Raw genomic sequence first — 24,961 nt, 5'->3', positions numbered from 1 at the left:
AGTCCGGCTATTTTCGGCTCTCTCTTCCAGTTGGTGAAGTCGAAAGAAGCACGGCGAAGCGACGGGGAGCACTACACCAGCGAAACCAACATTTTGAAGGTTCTAGAGCCGTTGTTCCTCGATCAACTGCGGGATGAAGCCCGCCGGTTGGTGACCAACAAGTCCACGACGATTAAGCAGTTGCGGGCCTTCCGTGACTCGCTGGCGGACATGATCTTCCTTGACCCGGCGTGTGGTTGCGGAAACTTCCTTGTGGTCGCCTACCGGGAGCTACGCAAGATTGAGACGGAGATTATCGCGGCGATCTACGAGCGGGAGGGGCTGACCACGGGTGCCCTTGACGTGACGCTCGACCAGCGGTTGTCTATCGGCCAGTTCTACGGCTTCGAGATTAACTGGTGGCCTGCGCGTATCGCTGAGGTCGCCATGTTCTTGGTCGATCATCAGGCAAACCAAGCGCTTGCTTCACGGATTGGTCTTGCCCCGGAGCGCCTGCCGATCAAGATCACCGCCCATATCGTGCACGGCAACGCGCTGCACATGGCGTGGGATACGACTGTTCCGAGAACTCCCGGCATGACCTACGTGTTCGGTAACCCGCCGTTTATCGGCCACCAGACTAAAAACAAGGAACAAGTAGCTGACCTGAAACAAGCATGGGGGAAAAACTATGACGGCTATTTGGACTACGTGACGGCTTGGCACGCGAAAACCTTGGACTTGTTGCGCCACCGGGGTGGTGAGTTCGGCTATGTGACCACCAACAGTATTTGTCAGGGGCAGCCGGTTCCGGCGTTGTTTGACCCGATCTATTTTGACGGCTGGAACATCAAGTTCGCGCACCGTACCTTTGCCTGGGACTCCGAAGCGCCCGGTAAAGCGGCCGTGCATTGCGTGATTGTTGGCTTCACCCGCGACAAGCACACCAAGCAGCGCTTGTGGGACTATCCTGACATAACCGGCGAACCGGTACCTGTGGCTGTGGAAAAAGGCGTCAATGCCTACCTGATCGATGGTCCACAGATTCTCGTCTGGAAAACCACTAAAGCTATTTCTCCCGAGGTTTCCCGAGCGTCCTTTGGGACAATGCCTGTGGATGGAGGGAATCTCCTAGTAGAAAAAGACGACTATGCCGAAGTGGACGCTGACCCTGTTGCCGCTAAATATTTGCGCCCCTTCCGCGGAGCCAGGGAACTAGTGCACGACCTAGATCGCTGGTGCCTATGGATGGGTGACGAGGACTTCAATCCGGCTGACATTGCCAAGTCTCCGGTGCTGAAACAGCGCGTGGCCTCCTGTAAGGAATGGCGTTCTCAGCAGAAACCCACGGGAGATGCCTTCAAACTCAAAGACACTCCCCACTTGTTCCGACCCAACAGCAAACGGCCACTAACTGATTACGTTTGTATTCCGCGTGTTGTGAGTGAGAACCGCAAATACTTCCTTGCAGATCACTACACAGCCAACATTATTGCGAGTGATGCAACGTTTACGATCTCGGATCCTGATGGACTCATGTTTGCGTTGCTGTCGTCGTCGATGTTCATCACATGGCAGCGTGCGGTAGGCGGGCGTTTAAAGTCTGATCTTCGTTTCTCCGCCACGTTGGTGTGGAACACTTTCCCCGTCCCGGAGCTGACCGAGAAGCAGCGCCAGGAGATTATCGCGGGCGGTAAGGCGGTGCTTGAGGCCCGCGCGCTTCACCCCGAGCGGTCGTTGGCTGACCACTACAACCCACTGGCAATGGACCCGGCACTGTTGAAGGCACACGACAAGCTAGACCGCGCGGTGGATAAGGCACTGGGGGCTTCACGCAAGCTCACAACCGAAGAACAGCGGCTAGAGATTCTGTTCAAAAACTACGCCGACTTAACAGGAAACGAATCACTTTAAGAAGAAACACCACAGTGCAATCCCGTAGCCGGGCGTAACACGGAAGCTTGACTGGCGGGCGCTTGCGTCTAGAAGCGATGAAAGACCACGGCTACCTGTCCGCCTTCCACGGTGATTTCCACCCGGCCGGGCACACAGTCGGTGCCGCATCGCCCCCAGTGGCAGCCGGGCCACACAATCGGCGGGTTGCCGCAGACCACAACCGGTTCATGCACATGGCCCAAAAGCCAGGCGTCGTATCCGAGGTCAACCAGCTCCTATTTGGTGGTGGGCAGACGCACCGACCGGCTGTGCTCCCCCGTCAAAGAGGTGTGCAGCATACCGATGGTGGTGCTGTTTTTGCGTGGCGCGGGAAAACGGTGGATGATTCTGCGCGGATCCGGGTCCCCGGTCACACCGGCGGTCACAATATCGATGCCGCCACCTTCGATTTCAATGACCGCAGGCTCCCCGGCGGTGATCACCGTCAGGCCATCACGGGGTGCAAGGTGTTCCAGCAGTCCGACGGCCGCATCATGGTTGCCGCTGGTGATGATCACCAGCATGCCGACACTGATGGCCCGGTCGATGATGGTGCCGGCGGCTTCCGGTGATTCCGCTTATCCACGGCTGTCACAGAGGGTCGCCCGGTCAAACAAATCCCCGGCCACAAAAAAGTGGTGGTCTCTTGTCCGGCAGCCTGCTCCAGAGCCCGGCACACCGCGGTGGTCACGGTGGTGGTTGGTTCACCACTGTTTGTGCGAGCCAGGTGCAGGTCATTCATACCGGTTAAAACGATACTGACTGGCCATGGCTATGTTTTCGGGCAACAGTTCCCCGGCGGAGCAGGTCTGTGTATCGGTCGTACCGGAGGCCGGTACGGCAGTTCCTTTTCGCCCCGGCGGACAACACATGAACACAATCCAAAAGACCAGCCAACAGTTGCCGTTATCCTACGGGCAGACGGTTTTCTAAGTGCGATCACGTGTTACCGCAACCATTCCGGGATCACCCGGCCACCACTTATCCCTCATCCCGGTCGAGGTGTTCGTGGGTGTCTTCCGCCCCGCGTTTCCAGTAGCCGGTGACCGAAATATCGCCCCGTTGAAGCTGCAGATCGTGCTTTATCCATCCCCGCAGCGGTTTGATGGCGGCTGCTTCCCCGGCCAGCCACACGAACACACTGGCCCCGTGGGGGATATCCGTTGCCGTGACAGTGTCGGCCAGAACGGTGGAGGCTTTGCCGTGGTTGTGCACCCAGGTGACGGTGAAGCCGGGATGGTCCGCCAGATCGATTTCCGAGTGCTTGTCAGGGACCTCCACCACGACGGTGCCTTTCATCCCGGGATCGGCTTCCTCCAGGAAACGGGCCATCGATGGCAGTCCGGTCTCATCGCCGGCCAGCACATAGAAGTCGTAGTCGCGGGATATCTCCCAGCCGCCGGGTGGGCCGGCCACATGCAGACGGTCACCGATGGTGCAGTTTTCCGCCCACGAGCCGGCCAGCCCTTCGCCGTGGACGACGAAATCGATGTCGAATTCGTGGCTTTCGGGACGGTGTTTGCGGATGGTGTATTCCCGGCCCACCGGTTTCGGGGTGGGCCATTCAAGCTTGTCGCCCACCTGCTGCGGCAGCCGCAGCTCACCGGTTGAAGGATCGGTGAAAATCAGTTTGACGTGTTCGTCGAAGATCCCTGATTCGAAGCCGCGGGCACCCTCCCCGCCGAAGGTGATGCGCAGCATGGTGGGGGACAGTTGTTTTTTCGCCACCACCTCAACTTGACGGATACGGACGGGAAAACGCCGGTAGTGCTTCGGTGTCGGGGTATCGGTCACAGTGCTGTTCCTTCCGGCCGGTGGGCAATGCGGGGCGAGTCTACCCTTACCGGGCCGATTTTTCCGCTCTTGCCTTCGGCAGCAGCTGTATCCGGGTGGAATACACAGTCTTGCGGCATGCGGAAAGCCGCCGGATGCTTCCCCGCATCCGGCGGCTTCGGCCGTGATGGCCGCTTGTGCGCAGTTGGTTGCCGCTTACCCGGCTTCGCCCTGGGCGCGCTTGATTTCGTGGGAGAGTTTCTCCGCGTTTTTCAGCAGGATCAAAAGGTCACCAACCGAGTAGTCGCCTTCGGCTGCCATGGTCTTCAAATCATCGATCGGCAGGTTGCCGGAAGCAATCAGATGCTGGACGTAGTCAACCAGCTGGTTGGCCGGGCCGAGGTCAAGTCCCTGGCTGCGGGCGAAGGTGAGCAGGGCACCGATACCGATGACACCGGCGGCCACGGCCAAAATCGCACCGACGAGTTCCCGGTTGTTTTCCCCGAAGGTTTTCAGTTCCATGGCGGTGCCGACCAGCCGGTCGGAGCTGATATTGCCTTCAATGATCGTGCCCAGCGACAGGTTGTTGCCGGCCACCAGGTCATTGAGCTGCCCTCTGGTGCCGTTGAAAATGTTGTAGTCGGTGGCACCGGGGATACCGCTGATGGTGGCATGGTCGGACTGCTGCCAGAACGTCATGAAATCCCAGCCGCCGGGAATATCGGTCGGCGCGGTGTCCTGGTAGGCGGCCAGCCACAGCGGGTAGTCGGTGAAGGCGGTGGTGTTGCCCATCTCGACATTCCAGAAGTACCGGTAGGTGTAGATCATCGGCTGGCGGCCGGTGAGTGTCTCTATTTCCCGCAGGAAGGTGTCGGTCCAGTCAACCAGCTGTGAGGGCGTCAACCCTTCGGAGACCTCCAGGTCAAGTACCGGCGGCAGTGAGGGCTGCGGCTGGGCGACCAGTGATGCCGCATATTCACGTGCCTGCATCCGCGCATCCTGGGCGGGCCGGGCGTAGTGGTAGGAGCCGACCAGCATCCCGTTTTTCGCGGCCTGCTTCGAATCGACAATGAAGTAGGGGTTGACGTAGCCGATGCCTTCGGTTGATTTGACGAAAGCAAAGTCGTGGCCCGCGTATTTCACCGACGACCAGTTGATGGCGGCTCCATCAACGTGCTGCCACGAGGCAACATCGGGTCCGGTGGGATACAGCTTTTCATCGGCGTCGGCCGTGACAACAAGCAGTCCCGCCACAACAGCGAGAACAGTGAGAATACTGGCCACAGCGATGGCCGGGATACGCCGCCGGTGCAACGGGATGGCGGTGGTGGTGCGGGGAAACTCCATGTGTAACAACCTACAACATATTCACTTCTTTCACATCCTCAACACCAGTCACATCCACCCCAGGGTTGTCTTTTTTGCTGCAACCTGGGGGAACAACTGAAGCCCCGCCCGTGGCAGAGCATCAACACCCCCGCCATCCGGCCCGGATGACGGGGGTTGCGGTCAGTGTCGGTGGCCCCGGGTTCTCTGCCACGGGCTGTCGTTTCATCCGTCTGCCGCCGAAAGAAATCGGGCAGCGACAAGCCCGGTTTGTCCGCCACCGATCTCCAGGGATCAGGCACACGCCGGGGAATCCGGTTTTTGCCCCTCTTCTTCCTCCCGCAGGCGCCTGCGCTCCCGGGAATACTGGTACAGCTGGTAGACCATGTAGGTCAGCAGGATCGCCACCACAATCAGCACGCCACCGGTGCGTTGTTTCCCGTGCAGCCGTCCCGTCACATACCCCAGGTAGGGAAGGTGGTAGCGGTAGGTGGCACGAACCTGGAAGTCGGCCACCTCATCCGGATCGGGGGCCTGGTTGGCATCTCCTTTGAACTTGTAGAAGACGGTTCCGTCGGTGCGGGTGGAGCGGTCAATGATCCGGTGGGTGACAAGGGTTGGATCATCGGGATTCGGCATATAGGTGGCAATCTGACCCGCCGACAGTTCCCGGCGCCCGTCGGTTGTATCCACCGGTTTGACCACCACCAGGGATCCCGGGGAGATGCGCGGTTCCATGGATCCGGTGAGCACCGTCAGCGGCACCCAGCCCATGATCTGCGGCACAACTACCGCGGCTGCGGCCAGAAATACCAGCACCGAAACAATGATCCAGGTGATGACCGTGCCGATAAATCCCGGCAGGGAAAACTCCTCGTCTTCTTCCTCGGAAACGGTATGCGGTTCCGGCTGACCTGCGGCGGCAGAAGCAGCGGGTACAGCATCCGCGGCAGCAGCGGGACCACCCGCCACCGCAGCAGCGGAAGCTGCGGCGGCGGCGTTGTCGGGAACAGTCCCGGCGGGCGGAGCCGTCGATTCACCGAGAGCAGATGCCTGTCGACTGTCATCCCCGTGGTCCATGCCCGGTGCCGACGGTCCGGCAGCCGACGATACCCGGCTGCTGCCGGCAGCATTACCGTCGGGAACAGATGTGGCCGACTCTTTCGCACCAGCTGTCGGGGGATTCCACTTCAGCGGTGGCGTGGTAGTGCCGTTATCCGGTAGTTGATCGGGATCTGTCACTGGCGGTCACTTTCCTTGAATAAGCAGCAGGCTGCATTGTGTATTCGGTACCGGACGCCCCCGCCGCTTGCGCGGTCACCGGATGGTTTTTCCGGCAGGAGATGCCGGGGGCGGATCATTGCTGCGGGATTACATCTTCCGTCATGATGCGGGCCCCGCCGAACGGTGGAGCCAACTTGCTGCTTTCCATCTCATCGTCCGGCAACGCCACCGGCTTGCACCGGAGATCCTGCGATTCGCCGTTGTCATGTCTGGGGTAGTAGACGCGGATCGCAAAGGGCGAATCGATCCAGTTGATCGGCGGGGCGTCTTTGTCGTTTCCCCCGTTTGACGAATCGGTTTTCAAAATGAGCCTGGCCCGCAGATCCAACTGGTACATCTGCTTATCGCCGGACCAGTCGGGAATCTCCGCAGGATCGGCAACCGAACCCAGCTCGGCGATATTCCACCGGTGGATTTTGGTGTCGTCCAGTCTGTCGGGCTGACCAGCAAGGAGACTAAACTCGGCGCTGCCGTCCGGCCCGCCGAACAGCCTGTCCCTGCCGGGATCGTTCGTGGATTGTCCGGTCAACGGCACCCAGGGATCCCCGGGTTTGGCCGGATCCCGGTAGAGAATCTGCTCACCCCACTGGGCGCCTCCCGAAAATAAGCTGGGAACGTATCCCCCCGGCCAGCTAAAGCGCAGGAAAAGGTAGTTCGGGTAGCCAATAATCTCGCACAGACTCTTCGGTTCTGTTTCATGCTGTCCGGCACGCCCCACCCAGGGAATGTATGCCATCACGTGGGAGATGGAGGAACCGGCTCCCTCCCACTCCAGCCCGTCCTCCTCCAGGGACTTGGGGGTGGGCACCCGGTAGGTGTATCCCAGTGCCATAGCAACCCCGGTTCCCGCGTACCTCCACACAAAATCCACACGATCCTTCTCGTTGGAAAAATTGTATAAACTCCGCTCAACCAGGTGGATGCACACCCAGACAGATCCCTGCGGCGGCAACGTGAGGGAGAATTTCTCTTCCGGCAGACCGATTGTTTGGGATTCACCTTTGATGTCTTTGAGTATCTTGCCTTTGATCTTGTGGCCATCCTGTTTGGCGCAGGTACTGGGCCCGGCGTCGCGGCGCACGGTCAGTTCAAATTTCGTTCGCCCCAATCCCATCCAGTTGTCAGAGCTTCTGATCGTGTCAATCGGGTCCATGGCCAAACTGCGCAGGACGACAACCATGTAACCGGAGGTGGCCATATTCGTTAATTTCCAGGCGGCAGGGTTGGCGGGAACGCTCTCCGTGTCACCGGTGGGATCGTCGAGCATCGCCCACGCACCATCAACCTGGTCGACTGCCTCCACTTTGAGGGCATCCCGTTTGATGGTGTGCGGGCCGACCGTGGTTGCCGCATACCAGCGCGCCTCAGTTGTGGGGGCGTGATGACCAAACAGCACCGCCGATATGGCAACGACGGCAAGCAGGGCACAAACAACCCGCATGATTGATCGGCTGGAACGCATCTGACTCACTGGCGGTCAGCCTCCTGGGCGATGAAAGTTATCTCCGGCAGCAGGGCTTCCGACACCTCGCCGCAGACGATCGAATCGCATCTGGCGGCCTTCAAGCTCACCGTGTAGGTAACTTTCAGATAGTAGGGTTCATCTTGTTCGGCGAACTCGTCACCGTCTTCAACCACCGTGATGACGCTGGCGGCCACATCGGGACCAGATACACGCTCGACCACCGGTTCACTCAGCGTTGTCCCCGCGGGCAAACCAGACAGCTGCTTGTCGACTGTCGCTTTGGGCTGCGCCATAAGATTTTTACCGTGCACGGTCAGGGAGAAAACCTGTGAATACTCGATGTCATCGCCCCCGGAAACTGTCAGCAGATCAATCTTGTCCGGGGGAAACGGGCACCGGAATTTAAACCCTCTGCGGGTTGCTTTCGAACATTCGACGCTTCTGTCACCATCGGTAAATACCCGGGAGCGCGATTTGGGTGTCCTCTGCCTCGACCACAACACAGCACTGAGCTGGCCGTCAACGGGAGCCACCGCCAGCTGACCGGTGGATATGGATTCCATACCCAAAGGCTGCGCATCATAGAAGCGGGCCGAAGTGCCGGGGACAAAGGCGAACACCAGCAGACCCAGGGCAGCGAAACCCGACACTGCCGCCAACACCAACGAACGCCTGGCTGCCGCCCTGATGCGCCGGATGCGGGCAGATTGCCGCGGCACATCATGCGCGGCTGGTCGCACCATGGTGATCACCTGCCGAAATAGCGGGGGAGTGGGGAAGGGGAAACACAACTTCGAAAAACGGCAAGCAGGTTTCCGGGGAGCTGGACGCCGATAGGGACTGGTCGATCAACAAAGGCGGCACGGCTCCGGTGACAGCACCAGAACCGGCCGCCTGTATCGGCCACATCGATCAATGCCGATGGCCGGAGATGTGTTTTAGGCGCCCCTGTTGGTCTGTTTCAGGGCCAGCTTGAGACCAGTGAAATTGAGTTCCTGATTCTGGAGTGTCTGATCCCACCAGGTGTCATTATGCTCCCGGTCACCCGCCGAAGGATCGGTGATGTCGGTGAATTCGGGGAAGGTGATTGTCACCTTTACCTCCTGGTCATGGCCATTGTCGTCTTCTGTCAGAGCGGTCTTTCCGACGATCTCGGAGGACACGTTGACCACCCCGGCAGCTTTGGCTTTGGCCCACACATCGGACTGACCGGCCACCTCGGAATCGTCGATAACCAGCTCCGCCTTCAGGTTCTTGCCCACGATGGTGGGGGTGACGTTAGCGGTGTAAGTGATGACATCGCCGGGGGCGATCTTGTCGCTGGCGGGATTGAAATCCTGAGTCACGCCATCCGAATCCGGGGTGTTGATCTGCCAGGTGCCCTTACCATCAACCTTCAGCTTCAACTCACCGGCGGTAACCGTGTTCATCTCGATATCTTTTTCGTCGTACCAGCGGGCGAAAGTTCCGGCTCCGCCGGAGAAAAGAAGAAGGGCTGCAGCAGTACCCGCGACGGCGGCTTTTGTCTTGCGGTTCATGAAACTCGGTCTCCTCAGTTTTGGGGATATCTCCCGGCGTCAACATCGACCGTAAAACACGTGAACCCCACACCCGGATTGTCTTTCACATCCGGCTGTAGCTTTTCACGCACAAAGCTCACAAACGGCCCTGACGACGGAAAAGTTGGTGCGGAACATTCTTCGCGGAAAACCGGTGCGCCACAGCTTGCGCGCCGATGACAACACATACAGCGTCATCAATCAGCACTGCCTCAACTGCTGCACGAACAGTATCCGCAGGACCCATGGGAGAAGGTCCGCCCTTAGATTAGCGGGTTTGCCGCCGCAACAAAACCACTGTTGAGCAGGCAATCAAAGCGTTATAAGTAACGGCAATGTTATTCAATTCGCAGCTAGTGGACAATAGACACCATCTCAGGCCATGACCAGCAAAAACAGTTAATGGACTGAAACCTTTCACTTTCGAATCAATCAAGGTGCCGCCGAGGCCTAAGAACCACCGTGCAAAAAAGTGATCTCTTTCACGGTATCCGCGTTCTGAAAACCCCCTGCACGGGGGATATGCACTCATCGTTGGTGACACATCGTTTTCCACCACGCCTCCGCTGGAGAATCGTTTTTCCGACCATCCGATCCCGGGCGTGATGGTGTCGGCACACGCCATGTTCGCTGTCGGCACGTACACAATCGCAGCAGCCGCCGGTGTCCAGTTCGTATGGTGGAAGCCATGAGAGATCTTTTCCGGTACATGAACGGCCCCTGGCTTGATTCCCACGACATACCCGCCGACCGCGCGGTCGACGGAATGTTCCACAAATTACGGGACAAGTCCGAAGAGGATGTCCACGAGATCGTGAAAAAAGACACCGGCCGCGCGGGTGTGCTGTTCCGTTCATTCATGGACACCGACGCCATTGAAAAAGCCGGAACCACCCCGATCCGCGGTGATCTGGACGAAGTTGCCGCTATTTCAACCGTCGAAGAGCTGCTCACGGTAATTGGCCGCTTCGACCGGGCGGGCTTTGGTTCCCCGATCGGTTTCTATGTGGTGAAAACCCCCGATTCCGAGCAGGCCGCCCCCTTCCTGGTGCAGTCCGGCCTGGGACTTCCCGACGAGGCCTATTACCGCGAGGATGCCCACGCCGACACCCTGGCCACGTACGAAAAGCATGTCGCCACAATGCTCGGATTCATCGACTCCGCATATCTGCTGGGCCACTCGCCTGCTGAAGCAGCCCGCATGATTGTGGAGCTGGAGAAGAAAATCGCCGCCGGCCACTGGGATGTTGTTGCTTCCCGCGATGCCGTCAAGACCTTCAACCCGATGGAGTTTTCTGAACTGCCCACTTCGGCGCAAAAGATTCTGCGCGCCGCCGGCCTTCCCGAAGCCCGGGTCATCAACCAGCAGCCGAGCTTTGTCACCCACCTGGACTGCCTGTTCACCGACGATCTTGTCCCGTCCTGGAAGCTCTATCTTTTCTGGCATGTGTTGTCCTCGGTCACGGGTTTGCTTCCCGATGAGATCACCGAAGCCAACTTCGATTTCTACGGCCGGGAGCTCTCCGGTGCGGAGGAGCTGCGCGACCGGTGGAAGCGCGGCCTGCAGCTGGTGGAAGGTGCCGTCGGCGAAGAACTGGGCAAACCCTATGTCGCCGAGCATTTCCCGCCGAGCCACAAACAGGAGATGGTGGAACTGGTCCAATGGCTGACCAAGGCCTACCATGAGCGGATTTCGAAACTGCAATGGATGACCCCGGAAACCCGGGAGCGCGCCCTGGAGAAACTGTCGAAGTTCCGGGCGAAGATCGGCTACCCCGACACCTGGCGCGATTTCACCGGCCTGGAGTTCACCGAAGGTGGGGCGCACCTGATAGACAACTACAAGGCTGCGGCTGCTTTCAACCACGACTACGAGATTTCCAAGGCCGGCAAACCCGCTGACCGGGATGAATGGCACTGCACCCCGCAAACGGTCAATGCCTTCTACAATCCGGTGGTCAATGACATCACCTTCCCGGCAGCTATCCTGCAGTGGCCGTTTTATGACCCAACCGCTGATGCCGCAGAAAACTTCGGCGCCATCGGCGCGGTGATCGGCCATGAGATCGGCCACGGTTTCGATGACCAGGGCAGCCAGTACGACGGGGTCGGCAACCTCAACTCCTGGTGGACCGATGAGGACCGCAAGGCGTTTGAGGAGCTGACCGGGAAACTGGTCAACCAGTACCAGGGGCTGGTGCCGACAGTGTTGAAAGAAAACGGCATCGAATCAGCCGGTGTCAACGGCCAGTTCACCCTTGGTGAAAACATCGGCGATTTGGGTGGCCTTGGTATTGCGGTGGTCGCCTACCGGATGTACCTGGAAGACAAAGGCCTGGATTTTGATTCGGCCCCGGTGACCACCACCGATGCCGATGGTGCCGACCCGGAAGTCGAGGGAAAGCAGTTCACTGCCCTACAGCGGATGTTTCTGGCGTGGGCCAGGGTGTGGCGTACCGCCATCCGCCCGCAGATGGCCACCCAGTACCTGGCCATTGACCCGCATTCACCGGCGGAATTCCGCTGCAATGTCATCGCCGCCAATATCGATGAGTTCTACTCTGCCTTTGAGGTGGACAAAGATTCCATCATGTGGATTGATCCCAAAGACCGCGTCACCATCTGGTAGCTGCCTGGACCACAAGCCGATTCCCGGCTGAAAGGGGGCAGCAATCCCCCCTTTTTTCAACCTGTCACAACCGGCGGCGGAACGCGATCGTTTCGAAAAAACTTCTCACCTGCTGTCCGTCGCCGGTTTCGTTTCGGTCGGGCCGAAAAAGGGTTCTTCATGTGGAGTGCCTAGGGCCGGTGGCAGCTGAAGGTGTACCGGTGTCGTGGGCCGCCAGTGGTGACCGGATGGGCAAAAGCCGGAGGCTGTGCCGGCCTTCCGGACCACATGGACACGTAGCTTCCCTGGTTACCGGCAGCTCGGGCGGCAATTGTCCGTGTCCCCGGGACGACGAAGCGCCCGGGTGGTGTTGCTGCCGGTGACAAGAGCTGCGAAGTAACTCATATCGGCCATGGACCCTGGTGCTGTCAGACACCAGGGGCCTGTCACTTCGCGGTCCAGCTGAAAAATGTGTCGCCACAGATCCAAAAACAACGCAGCGTCTGACACCGGGAAAGCGGCGGGTCACGTGTCAGGCCGGCGTGTTTTTTGAACATCATTTCCAGCCGCTTCTCGGTGGTGGTGAGCTTGCGTGACGCGCCTCATTGGTGCTGGGGGGAACGGTTATTTTTCGTGTAGAGGTGGGCTGCTACCAGTGCTGCCAGACAGAAAACAGCGACGGCAACTGAAGCGCATTGGGTGTTTGCGAGTTTGGATATTGACGGGGTCAGCGCTGCGGTGAGTGAATAGCCAATCCCTCCTGCCGCATAGAGGTACGAAAATGCGGTGGCTTGCTGGTTTTTCGGGACTTTGTCCGCAATGATTTGCTGCCGGAAGATCATGGCGGGTGCCTGAAAAGCGCCGAGCACCACAGCTACAGCCATGAGGGTTGGGAAAGAGTATGTGAAACCGGTTGCCCCAATGAGAAAAACAACGAGGAGCGTGAAAAACGCCGACTTCTTTTCCTTGCCGCTCCAGCGTGTTTTGACTCCGATAAGCGCCGAGATCAAGACACTGGAACCGGCCAGGGCGGCAAGCACCCACCCCGTACGCACGTCAGTTCCCGACCACTCGGTCAGCAGTATCGGCACCAAGGTGTCAAAAGAGGCCGTCACGGCCATGATCACTGCCGACGCAACTATCGGATTCATAACGATGCGTACATCTGGTGTGGACTCCGTACCGCTCGACTGATGATAGTTATTGGTGATTGCTCTGGGAGTTGTCATCATGGCAATCACCAAGAAGATCCCCAGAAGGAAGAAGGCCGATAGGGTTCCAAAGCTGTGAACCACAGCGACACCGAGAACTGGACCTATAACCCAGCTGCTCTGGTTGATCGCGTTGTCCAGGCTCATTGCCCGGGCCGGACTGCTGGACGACTGGCTGATTGACGAGCGCAGGACTCCCGGTATGGGTGCAGACAGTAAACCAGTGATAAAAACCAGAAGAGGCACAGAAAAGTTATACGGCGCCCCGTTTACGGCAAGGATGCCGGAGGCGAAGAGCAGAAGAGCGCACACGGCACACCCTTGGAACAGACGCTTCTTCACGTTGCGGCGTGAAAGCAGTGGCGTGAGCCAAATGGCCCCTACAGATTCTCCAATTGCGTACGCGCCCGAGGTGAACCCACCCAGAACAAACGAACCGTTCGCGGCCGCTATGCCCACAATGCTCACCATCGGGATGGACGTTACTGTCAAACGAGTAAAAATCGTTGACACTAGCCATGCCATAAAATGTCTGTCTGTTTTGGAAAAAGGCATCCGACAATCTTTCTTATCTAAAAAATTATTCGGAGAGTGGCCCATACTAGGAGGCCGCACACCGTGGTGACAACGACCGTGGGGCGGGGGCCTAGGTACCGTCAATGGTCGGGCGGCCCCCGACAGCAACGGCCGGGATCAGGAGGTGCTCATCCCCAACGCTGACAATCAACAAGGCCGGATGTTTCACACAGCGGACCCAACGCGTGGTGTTGGGTCCGCTTTTTCTTTTTGTACGGTTGCTAGGGCCCGCGTGGAGGTGAACTCAATCCTCCGACTGTTCGTGCTCACGCTTTTCGCGTGAGGCAGTCGCGTGCTCCCGGCGGCGCGCGGATTCTTGCCCAGCACGCACTGTGTAGATGTGCTCTAGCTCGTCAAGGTATGTACCCAACGCTTCACGGATGTAGAACGCGCGCGGGAGTCCTGTTTTTCCGCCAACGCATCCAACCGGTTTTTCTCATCATCAGTAAGCCGAAGACTCACAACACCACCGATGTAGACATGTTTACACCTTCCCGGTATCTGCACAAGCATCTCGGCCAAACAGCCCAGACCCCGGAGTCCCAAGACCGCGCCGCCGCGCCAGGTGCTCGCCCGACCACACCAAAAAACCGGCCCCGACCGGCCACAGATACCCCGTTTTATCTAGTGCGATGGGGCAATTTTATTGTGCTGCAACCGGGAAGATAGCCGCCGGCAAAGATACGGAAGGCTGCTTCAAGGCTGCGGTCAGCGGGTACCCCCGAAAAAGAACAGGTATTGCTTACCGGGTAAGCAACAACTAGATTACCCAGTAAGTTACCCGGTAAGTAAGTCTTCTTGCCCGGGGCGGGCACGAACAGACGGTGCCCGGTTGTTTTCAGCCAATCTGTGTTTTCGTCCAAGGAGGACACTATGTCCGTCAAACACGCACTGTTGAGCGCCCTGGCGCTCCAACCGTGCGGTGTGGGCAAGCTGCGGCGGGTGTTCGAGGACGCCACTGTCGGTACCTGGCCGATCAATGTCGGCCAGGTCTACCAGACAGTGCAGCGTCTTGAACGCGACGGGCTTGTGCACACCCACGGTGAACTCACCGATCCCGACACCGGCCGGAGCGTGGACATCTACGCGGTCACGGCCACAGGCGAGGAAGAAATAGCCGACTGGTTTTCCACCCCGGTCGTCAAATCCCGCAATGACCGCGATGAGCTGGTGATCAAAATCGCCATGGCAGCGGCCGCGGGAAAAGACGTGGCCGGTGTCATCCAGGCGCAGCGGGAAGCCGTCATCGCCGAAATCCGGGACATTCTGCAAGAAAAAGCGTTGACCGACGAGTCGTTGAACGCGAAAAGACTCACCCTGGAAAAAAGAATCTTCGACCTGGAGGGTGAGGCCCGGTGGCTCGACCACATCGAAACACTGCCCCCGGCATCTGCCGGGACCGAAACAAACGGAAAGGACGCGTGAGCACCACCATGAACGCCACCACCAACACTCCCGCGCTCGTGATGGACTCCGTCACCCGCCGCTACCCCGATGGCCCGACAGAGATAGTCGCCCTCAACGAGGTGTCGCTGACAGTCAACCCCGGTGAACTGGTTGCGGTGATGGGACCGTCCGGGTCCGGTAAATCCACCCTGCTGCAAATAGCCGGCACCCTGGATTCCCCGTCGACGGGAACCGTCACCGTCGCCGGCACCGATGTCTCCCACATGTCGGCCGCGGACAAAGCAGAGATGCGGCGCAAACATGTCGGTTTTGTTTTCCAGAGCTACAACCTGGTGGAAACACTCACCGTCGCCGAAAATGTGGCTCTTCCCCTGGAGCTTGACGGCGTAGCGGCGGCCACTGCACGCGGGCAGGCGGTCAAAGCCTTGGACAACATCGGTTTGGCCGACCTGGCCGACCGCTTCCCCGCGGAGGTTTCCGGCGGGGAGCGCCAGCGGGTGGCCATTGCCCGCGGCCTGGTGGGTACCCGGCGGCTGATTCTGGCCGATGAACCCACCGGTGCACTGGATACCTCCACCGCGGAAGCGGTCATGGGGCTTATCCGCGAACAGGTCGACCGGGGGGCGGCTGCGGTGGTGGTCACCCACGAACCGCGTTTTGCCGCCTGGGCCGACCGGGTGATCTACCTGCGGGACGGCCGGATGGTATCTCCCGCCCACTCCTCCTACCGTGTTCCGGCGCAGCCGACCGGTGATGCCGCGGCCGGTGCAACCGATCCGGGCAACGGCAACCGGAAGGAGGTGTAGCAGACAGCATGGGTATCACACTCAAACTTGCTGTGCGCGATCTGAAAGCGCACAAAAAACGGCTGGTGGCGGGTATTTTGCTGTTTGCCCTGCCCATTGCTCTCGCCATCGGGGCGGTGTCGGCGGACTCCAGCGACCGCACCGGTACTGATCCGGACTATTTCCCGGCCAGTTCCGGCCTGTCGGAGGTGTGGATCGACTCCTCCACCTGCTGGGTAGATGACACTGATCCGGTCGGATGCATCTCCCCGGACAACGCTGATCTGCTGGATATGCCTCCGGAAGCGGCGGTGGAAAAAGTCTTGCCCGGTACCACCCTGTATCTGGCCACCCCGGTGAGTTTCTCCTTCACCGCCGGCGACATCCGCGGCACCCGCGAGGTGCTGGTGGTTGATTCCCAAACCCCCGGTGCACCTGCCGAAGGAGAGGTTTTCATCGGCGCGGATGCCGAACCACTGGGTATTGCACCCGGCTCACCGATCACCCTGAAAGCGGTGATGCCCAGCGGAATCAGCGACGGGTCGGATAGTGACCGGCTTGTTCCCGGACCGCAGCAGCGGCGCAGCGGCGCGGGTGGTGAAACCTTCGTGCTGCCTGCCGGTCACCCGATTGAGTTTCCCGCCGTTCAGGCCACCACCGCCCCCGGTGGCGATACACACACGTGGGTGATCTCTTCACAGACCGTGCCGGATGTGTTCGCCAGCCTGACCCACATCTCGCAAATCTCACCGTTAAACGGGGTGGCATCGATGGCGTACCTGGCGGAATTTCCCGCAGGCACCGCAACCGGCGACGGTTACCGGAAAGAGTTTGCCGGAACCGGTGTGAGCGTCTGGCATTTTGATCAGGTGCGCGATATTCCCGATCAATCCCTGGTGGCGCTGTGGTGGAACTCCTCGCACACCATGACCGAGGTGCTGCTGATTGTTCTCCTCCTGCTGCTGGTGGTCAGTTTGATCACCCCGATTTTCGCGGTGGCCGCCCGCCGGCAGACCCGGCAGATGGGTCTTTTGGCCGCCCAGGGGGCAACCGGGAGCCACCTGTCGAAGGTACTTGTCTGGCAGGGGCTTGTCATCGGTGCCATCGGTTCGGTGGCGGGTATTGTGCTCAGCTGGCCGGTCGGCTACGGGCTTTTGGTTGCTTTCGGTGACACCGACCGCATCTACCGCTGGACCTGGGATGTGGCACTGCTGGTGGCGGTTGCCGGAACCATGGTCGGTGTGGCCTCTGCCGTGGCCCCGGCGCGTTTTGCGGCAGCCGCTGATCCGGTGACCAGTCTGGCCGGCGGAAAGGCCGTGGCCACACCGACCATCACCCCCAGACTGTGGTTCGGGCCGGTGCTGACGGTGCTGGCATCGGCCGGGTTTATTGCCCTGCAGTTCGGCGGCGTCGCGGCGGATCGTCCATACAATTTCTTAGATTTGTCAACCATGCTGGTGCCGCTGATCGGTATCGGCCTGGTGGCCAGCGGCCGGTTTATGGTGCTGGCCTGCGGAAAATTTGCGGGTCTTTTGCCGCTGGGGCCCCGGCTGGCGCTGCGGGATGCCTGGCGCAACAACCGCCGTACCGGTCCCGCCGTGTCAGCGGTGGCGGGGACAACGTTTTGCGCCGCAGTGCTGATCACCCTGTTCATCGCCGAATCCCCGGGGATGTTCGCAAGCCAAGGCCCGGCAGGCGACAAGACGGCCACTGTCTCCTCCTGGTTTGATTCGCACCTTATCGACGGCCCCAGCCAGTCCACGAAAGCTGACATCGACACGATTGCCTCCCACCTGGGGGCGGAAGAATCCTTCAGCTACTTCTCCCCCGTCGAACAAGGCTCCGACTATCCGGCATGGAAACCGGTCTCCACGAGGGTTATTGGCAGCGAGGAGCCGATCGGCTCCTGGTCGACGGTGTACCCGGCAATGAATCACCCTGTGGCGGTGGCATCCGCCGCAAGCGCGGCCGCCATCACCAGTGACCCGGCCACCCGGGACACGATCGCCGCTGCCCTGAGCGACGGCAAAGCTGTGGTCTTCAACCGGAATCTGCTGCAACCCGACGGCACCGTCACCCTGGCTTTGGGCTACGGGCCAACCACCGACTACTGGACACTCGATGACACTGCAGTACCCGGTGAACCCATCACAGGTGAATCGATCACGGGTGGATCCATTAAAGGCGTGAAGTCGTCGCCCGGGGGCTACTACTCCGTCGACCAGGATGATCCCTTCTTCGGCACCGAGCCGCCGCTGGCCACCACCAGTGTTCCGGCGGTGTGGGTGGCCCCGCCGGCCTCGGACAATCCGGTCCAGCCGGAGAAAAACTGGGGCTACCGGACAGGCCTGGTGTTGATCACCCCGCACACGGCCGCAGCCACCAACATCGATATCCAGTGGGTCGGTGAGATGATGCTCTTCGATCACCGCCCCGGGTTCATCCGGCAGCTCAAAGCACTGTCCGTGGCAGACCACAACCGCGCCCTCAACCTGAACCTGCCCGACGACAGTGTGATGATGGTGCTTGTTTTGTCCGTCCCGGTCTCCCTGGCCTGGCTTGTCGCCTGCCTGGCGATCGCCCTGGTGCTGGGGCTGTCGGCGGCAGAGGCCCGGCGCACCCTGTCGCTGGTGTCCGCTGTCGGCGGGTCCCCGGGTACCGTGCGCACATTCCTCGCCCACGAAGGTCTGCTGGTGGCGCTGATGGGAAGCATCCCCGGTGCTGTGGCCGGTATCGGTGTCGGCGCGGTATTGACGCACGTCTACTTCTCCGGCAGCGTCACCGCCACCGCCCTGCTGGTTGTTGGTGCCGGGTCGCTGATCATCCCGCTGGTTGCCTGGATAACCGGATTGTTGTTCGGCCGGTCAATCCGCACCGACATCCCGGCACTGCGGGCCGACTAGGGGGGGCAACCGGCTGTCACTGCACAGCACGCAATCCACACCTGAATCCGGGTCACGTCTTCCCGGTTGCCCACCGGCCGGGTCCGATCACCGCCGCGCAGACGTCGTTCTGCGCGGCGGTGTTTTTTCGCCTCTCCCGCCCCTTGTTGTTCACATCCCGCGGATTCGGGAAGGCCGGAACCCGGCGGACAATGAATGAGCCCCCGCCTGCTGCCACCCCACGGTTTTTCACCGTGGAAGCAAAAACAACCGGCGGGGGACTTCCATCCATTCATCGCACACGATCGGTGTCAAGGACCGGCGCTCCCGCCACCGTCACCGGCGCCGGGACCGGATTTCCCTGTACCAACCGTTCCCACCTATTGACGATAGAGGCCAATCCTGGCAAAACCCTGCCAAGAAACCACGGGTTTATTGTGGGTTGGCGGCATGTTCCTTAACAGAAACTTGCAACCTGTCTTCTGCCACCCGAAATACCGGGTCACGCCCCTCATCACGGATTGCCCGCGGGAAGGACACACCACGGTTGCGCCGCTTTTATTGTCAGGCCACAGGCCCGCCGCCCTGTTCCAGGCGCAGCAAACGCTGTTTGAATTCCAGCGGCCCGGCGAAACCACCGATACCGGCGGCGGCCACCACCCGGTGGCAGGGGACAATCACCGGGCAAGGGTTCGCCCCCAGGGCACCACCGACCGCGCGGGCGGCTGTCGGGCAGCCGATGAGACCGGCCAACTCACCATAAGTGACAGTCCGGCCGTAGCCGACGTGACCCAGTGCCTGCCACACCCGGCGGCGGAAACTGCTGGCCCGGGCTGTGGCAGACGGATCCAGCGCAATGGTGAAGTGTGTGAGGCACCCGGCGAAATAGGCGGCAAGTTCCCCGGCGGCAGCCGCAGCCACGGCACCGGCGGCGGGGTGAACACCCGCAGCCCCAGCCGCCCGGGAAGCTGCATCCGTGTCCACTGGCCATTCCGGGGCGGTGGTGGCGGGGTCTGTGCCGGCGAAGTCCACCCGCACAATGCCGCGGGCGGTCGCGGTCACAGTCACCGGGCCGGCCGGTACAGTCACCGTGGCGGTAGCAGGGGCGGCAGTGGTTGAGGATGTGTGCACAGCCGCCCAGTGTAGGCGCCGGTGTGTGTTTTACCCCGGTAGACTTGTCCCCCATGAGCGAAGAGATCACCAGTTCCGGCCCGTCGAATGTCCACGATCCGGACACCGGCCGGGATTTTGTTGTCGGCGGCACGTCCACCCCGCTGGATGAGGGCGAACGGCTGGAACAGCTCAGCTGGTATTTCAGCCAGCACTATCCCGCCCCTGACCCGACCCCGCCGTGGGCCGGGGGAACCACCGGCCGGGAGATTGCCGACAATTGGGCGGCGAAACTGCCCGACCGGCTTACCCACACTTCGATGGTGATGCTGGGCAGCGCCTGCGACCACACCATGCCGGGGGTTGCCTACACGTCCGGCCACAACCTGCACATCACCGGCACAGACTCCCTGACGGTGATCACACCGGACGGGGTCGAGCAATCAGGCACCTGGATTGTGTCGGTGCACGGCGGGGGTTTCTGGCGCGGCGGAGGGGCCGCCCTGGAGTTTTCCCACCGCCCGGAGGCCGCGGCCCTGGGGGTGTTGGCCGGCGCCACCGTGGTTGATGTCGACTATCCGCTCGCACCAGAGGCCACTCTCGCCGAGCAGGCAGAACATGTTGCAGCCGCGATTGACCATGCGAAAGACAAAGGTGCCAGCCGGATTGTCGGCTACGGTGTCAGCGCCGGGGCGGGACTTCTGGCCGGTCTGGCAGACCGCTTCGATGCGCTTGTCATGGCCCGCCCGCAGCTGACTCTTGACTCCGTGCCGGATGAAATCAGGGGCGGTTTCACAACGGTTGATACTCACCTCTGGCCAGAGAAAGTGCTCTTCCAGACCGGTAACCGGGATATCCGGGTCACAGTCCCCCTGGAGCATGTGCTGATCGGGCGGGTGGCCACCTACACCGCGCAACACTGCATCGTCGAACCCCGGGTGGCGCGGCAGCGCCTGGTGGATGCGGCATCCTTTATTGCCGGGCACGTCATCGACGATCCGCGGGCCAAGGTGGAACAACAGGTCGCCGCCAAACAGCAGCAGGAAAACACCGGCCGGTAGCACCCCCGGCAGCAGCCGGGGCACCGGCCCGGCTGCTGCCGGGCAGTGCTTTTTTCAACTGTTGCCCGGGGTGTCATGCCTGCACCACACCCCCGTCACCGCACAAGCCAGCCGGCAGGTGGGGTTGATGCAGGCCGGGATCGTACACAGCCCCGCGGGGAGGCGGTATCCGTGTGCCGGGGGGCCACGGTGTTACTGCCGGTTGTTCTCCGGCAGTGGGGTGGTGTCAATGCCGTAGGCCGATAAATCCATTCCCGCCAGCTCGTCGCCTTCGTGGCCCTGTTCCACATACGGAGCAACCTCACAGAAAGTGACGGTCGCCCCGGTGGAATCGGCCACCACCATCATCGGGCCGAAAGGCGAGTTCTGCGGGCCGCTGACCACTTCCCCGCCGGCCCGGACGACAGCCTCGTGTGCTGTGCCGAGATCCTCGACCCCCAGATACGACTGCCAGAAGCTGGGGACGTGTGTGCCGAACACCCCGGCGGCATCCCAGAAACCGGCGAAGGGCATGCCCTCTTCGGTGGCCACACCGTATTTCCGGTTGTGCTCGTCAACAGTGACCTCAATCGCCCAGTCGAACAGCTCGGCATAAAAGGCAATGGTTTCGTCGAAAGCGGTGACCACGGCGTTTTCATGCCACACGGTGGTTCCCGGTTCACCCCCGGCAATGAAAGCATCACCGGAATGCGGCTGGATCAGGCCGAACAGGGCACCGGCGGGATCAACCAGCACAGCCATGGTTCCCAGGGCGATCTCCTGCGGTCCGGCCAGCACCCGCGAGCCGAGTTCAGCTGCCTTGTCTGTCAGGGCTTCCAGGTCATCGGCCATGAAATAGGTGACCCAGGTGTCGGTGAAAAAGTCGTCCGGTTTTTCCAGCATCCCGGCCACCGGCAGGCCCTGGGCTTTGGCCATCCGCCAGCCGGAGTCGGTTTCTGCAATGTCCCAGCCCAGGACAGTGGAATAAAAATAGGTGGATTTGCGGGTATCGGTCGACATCAAATCGAGCCAATACGGCATGGTGGCAACAGCGTTGAAGGCGGGCATGTCGGTTTTAGAGGTTCTCCCACTTGGTCGGATCGAAGTCGTCGTCGGCGGTTGTCTCGTCGAAGAAATCGTCGCCATCGCCGGTGAAGTCTTCCGCATCAACGACTCTCGCCGCACGGCCGTCGACGGTGACGGTGTCGCCGGGGCGCAGGGTTTTACCGCGCCGGGTGTCTTTTTCACCGTTGACGGCCACCCGGCCTTCGGCGATGGCTTGTTTGGCGTCCCCGCCGGTGTCGACGAGTCCGGCCAGTTTGATGAACTGCCCGAGTTTGATGCTGCCGCCGGCAACCGCTACTTCTTCTGGCGTGGTCATAGCAGACGAGTCTAGCCGGTCGGTGCTTCCGGCCCGGCTGCCGGTGCCACCGGTGCCCCAACCGGGTGGTGGTGTTATCCGGCCGGTTCAATGGTGACGGCTGTCCCGGAGGCCGCCACCATCAGCATGCCGTTGTCGGCGCCGAGAGCCATGTAGTCGATATCGACTCCGACCACCGCGTTCGCCCCCAGCTGGCTGGCCCGGTCAACCAGTTCCCCGAGTGCTGCCTCCCGGGCGCCCACCAGTTCTTTTTCATAGGATCCGCTGCGCCCGCCGACCAGGTTGCGCAATCCCGCGGCCATGTCTTTGAAGGCGTTGATGCCGACAATGGTTTCCCCCGCCACCACCCGCAGGTAGCCGGTGATGCGGTAGCCGTCGACCTGGGGGGTGGTGGTGACAATCATGGTGCCGTCCTTGAAGAAAGTGGATGCGGTGGAAAAAACCGGGGAAGACAATACGGGTCCCGCCGCTGGGGATGGGTTCCTGTCCTGTTCGTCAGCCGGGGGTTTCACCACTCCGGCACGCCCATGGGGACAGTGTAGACCGAAAAAACCGGCGCCGGGTCCGCGGGGAAACCGGCGCCGGGTCCGCGGGGCTTTTCCAGTCCCCCGGCAGTGGTCCGGCGGCAGGGCGGGGGTTTACAGCAGGGCGAACAGCACAATCTGGGCGGCAATGATTTTCGCCACCATCGCCATCGGGTAGACGGTGGTGTAGCCGATCGAGGGCAGCTCGTTTTTGGTTTGGTCGGACACGTAGCTGAGCACCGCCGGATGTGTTTGCAGACCGGCCAGAATCCCGGCCACCTGGCCGAAGGGGATTTTCAGCACCCGGTAGCCGACCCACAGCGTGAGGAAAGAGACGAAGAAGGTCAAAATGGCGCCGCCGCCGATAATCGTCAGCGATGACGGATCCGACAGGGCTTCTTTGAAACCGGCGCCGGCGGTGGTGCCGATACCGGCCAAAAACAGTGCGATACCCAGCTGGCGCAGCGCCAGGTTCGCCCCGTAGGGCACCTGCCACACAATCGGGCCGGTCCGCCCGATCGCCCCCAAAACCAGGGCCACAATCAGCGGGCCGCCGGCACTGCCGAGTTTCAGATCCACCCCGCCGGGCAGGGCCACCGGGATCATGCCCACCACAAGACCCAGGCTCAGCCCGACCAGAAGCGGCAGCAGGTTGACGTCGCTCAAACGCTTGTAGGAGTCACCGAACAGCCGGGTGGCCGATTCGATGCGGTCGTGCAGGGCCACCACCCGCACCCTGTCGCCCAGCTGCAGCACAGTATCGTCGGTGACCACCATGTCCTTGTCGCCGCGGCGCACCCGCGTGACCAGCATGCCGTGCAGGCGGGGCCGCAGTTTCCGCAGCGGGATACCGACCATGTCTTTCTGGGAGACGAAAATCCGGCGGTAGTCGAGCCGCTCATCGTGGGTGGGATCGCCGGGAAGAAGCTCACCGATCATCTCCACGGCGCGCGCAATTTCCTCCTCGGTGCCGACCACGGAGACCACATCGCCCGGATCAACCTGGTCGCCCGGTTCGGGGATGAACAGTTTGCCGTTGTGTTCGATGCGGCTGACAATGATCTGCAGGCCGAATTTGTGCGGCAGGGTCGTCACACTGGGCAGGCCCGGTGTGGTCACCCGGATCCGGTGGGTGATCAGCTGCTGCAGCGCCACCCCGGCGCGGCGGGCTTCCCGCTCGTGGTCGATGCGGAAGTATTTGCCCATCACCGCAATGGTGAGGATCACCCCCAGCACACCGATCGGATAGGCCAGGGAATAGGCCACCACCGGCAGTTCCGCCAGATAGTGCAGTTTCCTTTCCTCTTTGACGATCAGCGGCAGGGTGTCGACCACCGCCGCCATGGCCGGGGTGTTGGTCACCGCGCCGGTGAACATGCCGGCCCCCGACGCACCTTCGATCCGGAAGAGTTTGACCACGATAAACGCCAGGACGCTGACGGCCGCGATCACCCCCAGGCCGAACAGGTTGTGCCGGATACCGGTGGTTTTCATCGACCGGAAAAACCCGGGCCCGGCCTCCAGGCCGATGGTGTAGACGAAGATCGACAAACCGACGATGAACACGATCGGCGGCAGGGTGATGGCCGGCTCGATGGTGGCCAGCCCCAGGCCGACGAACAGCACGGCGGCCACCCCGAGGGAAAACCCGGCGATGCGGATTTTGCCCAGCCCCAGTCCCAGGGCCATAACCACGAACAGTGTCAGGAGAGGTTCTTGCGCGAAGATTTCCACAAGGCCCATACAACCAAAAGCAAGCGGACAAAGACAACCGCAAAAATGATGCATAACCGGACAGCGCCGCGCATTATTCCACGTAAAACACTTGTTTACACCCCCCATGTGTGGCAGTTAGTGTGCACTATCTTGCGTATCGCGCGGGCACGTGGTGCCCGGATGGGGGACACACCACAGCCACCGGCGGCCGGCCCGGCCCACTACCACCGGGGGTATGCGGCCTGTCAGCGGCCCACCCGGGGCAGCAAAACCGCCGGTGACGGGTGCTTAAGACAGGCCCGGCGCCGCCGGGTGGCCCCGCCCGGGCAGGTGGTGGTCAGGTGAACTTTCCGCGGGATTTCCCCCGCTGCCGCGACGTTGGTGCCCGCGGCCGGCGGCC

The 24,961-nt window shown here is 61.1% G+C and carries 19 protein-coding genes; 6 read left to right on the top strand and 13 right to left on the bottom strand.

Features of this window, described 5'->3' with window-relative positions; genetic code table 11:
• Positions 1 to 1,893: class I SAM-dependent DNA methyltransferase (locus tag JZY06_RS07400; RefSeq protein WP_207278920.1), on the top strand; the 1,893-nt coding region annotated here is incomplete at its 5' end.
• Positions 1,894 to 2,150: 257 nt separating this feature from the next.
• Here the strand turns inward: JZY06_RS07400 and JZY06_RS07395 are convergent.
• The 7 genes from JZY06_RS07395 to JZY06_RS07365 all read right to left on the bottom strand — a co-directional run bounded on the left by JZY06_RS07395 (position 2,151) and on the right by JZY06_RS07365 (position 9,300).
• Positions 2,151 to 2,438 (bottom strand): hypothetical protein, encoded by a 288-nt coding sequence (locus tag JZY06_RS07395; protein WP_207278919.1) that lies wholly within the window; start codon positions 2,436 to 2,438, stop codon positions 2,151 to 2,153.
• A gap of 457 nt (positions 2,439 to 2,895) precedes the next feature.
• Positions 2,896 to 3,708: a siderophore-interacting protein gene (locus JZY06_RS07390; protein ID WP_330617181.1), complete on the bottom strand. Its 813-nt coding sequence runs from the start codon at positions 3,706 to 3,708 to the stop codon at positions 2,896 to 2,898.
• A 195-nt stretch (positions 3,709 to 3,903) separates the two neighbouring features.
• Positions 3,904 to 5,034 carry a glycoside hydrolase family 25 protein gene (locus tag JZY06_RS07385; protein WP_207278918.1) on the bottom strand — a complete coding sequence of 377 codons (1,131 nt, stop codon included), beginning with the start codon at positions 5,032 to 5,034 and terminating at the stop codon, positions 3,904 to 3,906.
• Positions 5,035 to 5,307: 273 nt separating this feature from the next.
• On the bottom strand, positions 5,308 to 6,255 hold the full coding sequence (locus JZY06_RS07380; protein ID WP_207278917.1) for a signal peptidase I: 948 nt from the start codon (positions 6,253 to 6,255) through the stop codon (positions 5,308 to 5,310).
• Between the two features lie 115 nt (positions 6,256 to 6,370).
• Positions 6,371 to 7,768 carry a hypothetical protein gene (locus tag JZY06_RS07375; RefSeq protein WP_207278916.1) on the bottom strand — a complete coding sequence of 466 codons (1,398 nt, stop codon included), beginning with the start codon at positions 7,766 to 7,768 and terminating at the stop codon, positions 6,371 to 6,373.
• Positions 7,765 to 8,505, bottom strand: a complete 741-nt coding sequence (locus JZY06_RS07370; protein WP_207278915.1) for a hypothetical protein — start codon at positions 8,503 to 8,505, stop codon at positions 7,765 to 7,767. The genes JZY06_RS07375 and JZY06_RS07370 overlap by 4 nt, the downstream gene beginning before the upstream one ends.
• 195 nt (positions 8,506 to 8,700) lie before the next feature.
• Positions 8,701 to 9,300, bottom strand: a complete 600-nt coding sequence (locus JZY06_RS07365; protein ID WP_207278914.1) for an alternate-type signal peptide domain-containing protein — start codon at positions 9,298 to 9,300, stop codon at positions 8,701 to 8,703.
• Positions 9,301 to 10,009: 709 nt separating this feature from the next.
• On the opposite strand from JZY06_RS07365, the gene JZY06_RS07360 reads away from it, so the two are divergent.
• Entirely contained in the window at positions 10,010 to 11,950 is a 1,941-nt protein-coding gene (locus JZY06_RS07360; RefSeq protein ID WP_207278913.1) for a M13 family metallopeptidase, read from the top strand.
• Between the two features lie 581 nt (positions 11,951 to 12,531).
• On the opposite strand, the gene JZY06_RS07355 is transcribed toward JZY06_RS07360, so the two are convergent.
• On the bottom strand, positions 12,532 to 13,695 hold the full coding sequence (locus tag JZY06_RS07355; protein WP_207278912.1) for an MFS transporter: 1,164 nt from the start codon (positions 13,693 to 13,695) through the stop codon (positions 12,532 to 12,534).
• Positions 13,696 to 14,589: 894 nt separating this feature from the next.
• Between JZY06_RS07355 and JZY06_RS07350 the strand changes: the two genes are divergently transcribed.
• From JZY06_RS07350 to JZY06_RS07340, 3 genes are read left to right on the top strand one after another with little or no spacing between them, the layout of a single operon-like run.
• Complete coding sequence (locus tag JZY06_RS07350) at positions 14,590 to 15,141, top strand: PadR family transcriptional regulator (RefSeq protein WP_207278911.1); 552 nt, start codon at positions 14,590 to 14,592, stop codon at positions 15,139 to 15,141.
• 8 nt (positions 15,142 to 15,149) lie between these two features.
• On the top strand, positions 15,150 to 15,929 hold the full coding sequence (locus JZY06_RS07345) for an ABC transporter ATP-binding protein (protein ID WP_207278910.1): 780 nt from the start codon (positions 15,150 to 15,152) through the stop codon (positions 15,927 to 15,929).
• 8 nt (positions 15,930 to 15,937) lie between these two features.
• Positions 15,938 to 18,811, top strand: a complete 2,874-nt coding sequence (locus JZY06_RS07340) for an ABC transporter permease (protein ID WP_207278909.1) — start codon at positions 15,938 to 15,940, stop codon at positions 18,809 to 18,811.
• A gap of 543 nt (positions 18,812 to 19,354) precedes the next feature.
• Here the strand turns inward: JZY06_RS07340 and JZY06_RS12570 are convergent.
• Complete coding sequence (locus JZY06_RS12570; RefSeq protein WP_207278908.1) at positions 19,355 to 19,921, bottom strand: methylated-DNA--[protein]-cysteine S-methyltransferase; 567 nt, start codon at positions 19,919 to 19,921, stop codon at positions 19,355 to 19,357.
• 53 nt (positions 19,922 to 19,974) lie between these two features.
• Between JZY06_RS12570 and JZY06_RS07330 the strand changes: the two genes are divergently transcribed.
• Complete coding sequence (locus tag JZY06_RS07330; RefSeq protein ID WP_207278907.1) at positions 19,975 to 20,961, top strand: alpha/beta hydrolase fold domain-containing protein; 987 nt, start codon at positions 19,975 to 19,977, stop codon at positions 20,959 to 20,961.
• Between the two features lie 192 nt (positions 20,962 to 21,153).
• Here the strand turns inward: JZY06_RS07330 and JZY06_RS07325 are convergent, their stop codons facing one another.
• The 4 genes from JZY06_RS07325 to JZY06_RS07310 form a co-directional block, all read right to left on the bottom strand.
• Positions 21,154 to 22,008: a VOC family protein gene (locus tag JZY06_RS07325; RefSeq protein WP_207278906.1), complete on the bottom strand. Its 855-nt coding sequence runs from the start codon at positions 22,006 to 22,008 to the stop codon at positions 21,154 to 21,156.
• A 7-nt stretch (positions 22,009 to 22,015) separates the two neighbouring features.
• Positions 22,016 to 22,321 (bottom strand): RNA-binding S4 domain-containing protein, encoded by a 306-nt coding sequence (locus JZY06_RS07320; protein ID WP_207278905.1) that lies wholly within the window; start codon positions 22,319 to 22,321, stop codon positions 22,016 to 22,018.
• Between the two features lie 74 nt (positions 22,322 to 22,395).
• Positions 22,396 to 22,725: a heavy metal-binding domain-containing protein gene (locus JZY06_RS07315; RefSeq protein WP_207278904.1), complete on the bottom strand. Its 330-nt coding sequence runs from the start codon at positions 22,723 to 22,725 to the stop codon at positions 22,396 to 22,398.
• 234 nt (positions 22,726 to 22,959) lie between these two features.
• Positions 22,960 to 24,579, bottom strand: coding sequence for an aspartate:alanine exchanger family transporter (locus JZY06_RS07310; protein WP_377769086.1), 1,620 nt, complete (start codon positions 24,577 to 24,579; stop codon positions 22,960 to 22,962).
• Between the last annotated feature and the right edge of the window lie 382 nt (positions 24,580 to 24,961).

The organism is Corynebacterium mendelii (assembly GCF_017307055.1).
GTDB classification, from domain to species: Bacteria; Actinomycetota; Actinomycetes; order Mycobacteriales; family Mycobacteriaceae; genus Corynebacterium; species Corynebacterium mendelii.
Note: the sequence above shows the minus strand (reverse complement) of the source record. Positions and strands in the feature narration are given on the sequence as shown.

Coding starts and splice junctions, on each gene's coding strand:
- JZY06_RS07320 (WP_207278905.1), bottom strand. CDS start 22,321: ATGACCACGCCAGAAGAAGTAGCGGTTGCCGGCGGCAGCATCAAACTC.
- JZY06_RS07395 (WP_207278919.1), bottom strand. CDS start 2,438: ATGCTGGTGATCATCACCAGCGGCAACCATGATGCGGCCGTCGGACTG.
- JZY06_RS07350 (WP_207278911.1), top strand. CDS start 14,590: ATGTCCGTCAAACACGCACTGTTGAGCGCCCTGGCGCTCCAACCGTGC.
- JZY06_RS07355 (WP_207278912.1), bottom strand. CDS start 13,695: ATGCCTTTTTCCAAAACAGACAGACATTTTATGGCATGGCTAGTGTCA.
- JZY06_RS07330 (WP_207278907.1), top strand. CDS start 19,975: ATGAGCGAAGAGATCACCAGTTCCGGCCCGTCGAATGTCCACGATCCG.
- JZY06_RS07365 (WP_207278914.1), bottom strand. CDS start 9,300: ATGAACCGCAAGACAAAAGCCGCCGTCGCGGGTACTGCTGCAGCCCTT.
- JZY06_RS07315 (WP_207278904.1), bottom strand. CDS start 22,725: ATGATTGTCACCACCACCCCCCAGGTCGACGGCTACCGCATCACCGGC.
- JZY06_RS07385 (WP_207278918.1), bottom strand. CDS start 5,034: ATGGAGTTTCCCCGCACCACCACCGCCATCCCGTTGCACCGGCGGCGT.
- JZY06_RS07345 (WP_207278910.1), top strand. CDS start 15,150: ATGAACGCCACCACCAACACTCCCGCGCTCGTGATGGACTCCGTCACC.
- JZY06_RS07325 (WP_207278906.1), bottom strand. CDS start 22,008: ATGCCCGCCTTCAACGCTGTTGCCACCATGCCGTATTGGCTCGATTTG.
- JZY06_RS07360 (WP_207278913.1), top strand. CDS start 10,010: ATGAGAGATCTTTTCCGGTACATGAACGGCCCCTGGCTTGATTCCCAC.
- JZY06_RS07370 (WP_207278915.1), bottom strand. CDS start 8,505: ATGGTGCGACCAGCCGCGCATGATGTGCCGCGGCAATCTGCCCGCATC.
- JZY06_RS07340 (WP_207278909.1), top strand. CDS start 15,938: ATGGGTATCACACTCAAACTTGCTGTGCGCGATCTGAAAGCGCACAAA.